The organism is Streptomyces sp. NPDC001634 (assembly GCF_040298185.1).
In the GTDB taxonomy this organism is placed as follows: Bacteria; Actinomycetota; Actinomycetes; order Streptomycetales; family Streptomycetaceae; genus Streptomyces.
On the sequence record NZ_JBEOZU010000207.1, the window covers coordinates 1 to 2309 of the forward strand.

Annotated in this window: 1 protein-coding gene; it reads right to left on the bottom strand. The window is 69.8% G+C overall.

Annotated features, from left to right (window positions below; translation table 11 throughout):
• Window positions 1-2291, bottom strand: a 2291-nt coding sequence (locus tag ABT186_RS47510; protein ID WP_502973558.1) for a type I polyketide synthase, incomplete at its 3' end; no start/stop codon positions are given.
• Between the last annotated feature and the right edge of the window lie 18 nt (window positions 2292-2309).

Below are 2309 nucleotides of genomic sequence, written 5' to 3' on the forward strand. Positions count from 1 at the left end.
GCCTCCATCGACGCCGCGAACACCGGCGAGACATCCCACAACTCCCGCCCCATACCAACCCACTGCGCCCCCTGACCCGGGAACACAAACACCACATCATCGGCAGCGTGGGCGACCCGCCCCCGCACCACCGATGTCGGCGTCACATCGTCATTCGCCCCCAAGCCCTGGACGCCGAGGGTCAGTTCACCCGGATCGGAGCCCAACACCACGGCCCGGTTCTCGAACGCCGTACGCGTCGACGCCAGCGACCACGCCACATCCACCGGCCGCACACCCTCGCCGACCGACTCCACGAACGACACCAACCGGCCCGCCTGACCGGCCAGCCCATCCCCACCACGACCTGACACCACCCACGGCACCGGACCGCCCTCGCCGAACACGGTCACGGCAGTATCCGTACCGGATCCGAGCCGCGTCGCAACCGGGGACTCCTCGAGCACCACGTGCGCATTCGTCCCGCTGATACCGAACGACGACACGCCCGCCCGTCGCGGACGCCCCTCGGTCGCCGGCCAGTCCACGGCCTCCGTCAGCAGCGACACCGCACCCGCCGACCAGTCGACGTGCGGCGTCGGTTCGTCGACGTTCAGGGTCCGTGGAAGCACATCGTGCTGCAACGCCAGCACCATCTTCATCACACCGACCACACCCGCAGCGGCCTGCGTGTGGCCGATGTTGGACTTCAAGGAACCGAGCCACAAAGGCCGTTCCGGGTCCCGGCGCTGACCGTATGCAGCCAGCAACGCCTGGGCCTCGATCGGGTCGCCCAGCGTCGTGCCCGTACCGTGCGCCTCGACGACGTCCACGAGGTCCGGCGTCAGCCGGGCATTGGCGAGCGCCGCCCGGATGACGCGTTCCTGCGACGGCCCGTTGGGCGCGGTCAGACCATTGCTCGCACCGTCCTGGTTGACCGCCGAACCGCGGATCACCGCCAGCACGGGATGACCGTTGCGCCGCGCGTCCGACAGACGCTCCAGCAACAGCACACCCACACCCTCGCCCCAGCCCGTACCGTCCGCACCCGCCGCGAACGGCTTGCACCGACCGTCCGGCGCAAGCCCCCGCTGCCTGCTGAACTCCACGAAGATGCCGGGTTCCGCCATCACGGTCGCCCCTCCGGCGAGCGCGAACGAGCACTCGCCGGAGCGCAGGGCCTGGACGGCGAGGTGCAGCGCGACCAGCGAAGACGAGCACGCCGTGTCCACGGTCACCGCCTGTCCGCGCAGGCCGAGGATGTAGGCGATACGCCCGCTGGCCACGCTGCAGGAGGTGCCGGTCAGCAGATACCCGTCGACGGACTCGGGAGCCTGATGCAGTCCGGGGCCGTACTCCTGCTGCATGAGTCCCACGAACACTCCGCCGTCGCGCTCGCGCAGGGTTTCCGGGTCGATACCGGCTCGCTCCAGTGCCTCCCAGGAAGTCTCCAGCAGCAGTCGCTGCTGGGGATCCATGGCCTCGGCCTCGCGCGGCGAGATACCGAAGAAGCCGGGGTCGAATTCGGCCGCGTCGTACAGGAACGAGCCGGAGCGCGCATAGGTCGTTCCGTGATGTTCCGGGTCGGGGTGGTACAGGTTGTCGAGGTCCCAGCCCCGGTCGACGGGAAAGGCGGAGATCGTGTCAGCGCCGGTCGAGAGCAGTTCCCAAAGTTCCTCCGGTGTGCGGATGCCACCGGGCAGACGACAGCCCATGGCCACGATGGCGATGGGGTCGTCGTCCGTGGCGGGCATCGGGTCCGCGGATGCCCCGGGGTCGGACTCGGTGCCGCCGTGGAGCAGACCACGCACGTGACGGGCGAGAGCCCGCGGTGTGGGGTGGTCGAAGAGGACGGAGCCGGGCAGAGAGAGCCCGGTCTCCGCGACCAGCCGGTTCCGCAGTTCGACGGAGGTCGCTGAATCGAAGCCGAGCGCCTTGAAAGTGAGGGTCGCGTCGACGTCACCCGCTGTGGCATGTCCCAGTACGACGGCGGCGTGCGCACGGACCCGCTGCACCCAGTCGTCGTGCCGCGTCGGCAAGGAAACGGATTCGACTTCGGTCGCCTCAACCGGTTCGGCCAGGGAGACCGTACGACGACGGGACGCGCCGCCCTCCAGCCAGTAGCGGCGGTGTTGGAAGGCGTAGGTGGGGAGAGAGATGGTGCGGGCGTCGTGTCCGGCCAGGACTGCCGTCCAGTCGACGGGGATGCCGCGTACCCATGCCTCGGCCAGGGAGGTCAGGAACCGAGGGGCACCGCCTTCGTTGCGGCGCAGGCTGCCCACCACCACCGCGTCGGGGGCCGCTTCCTGCACCGCCATGCCCAACACCGG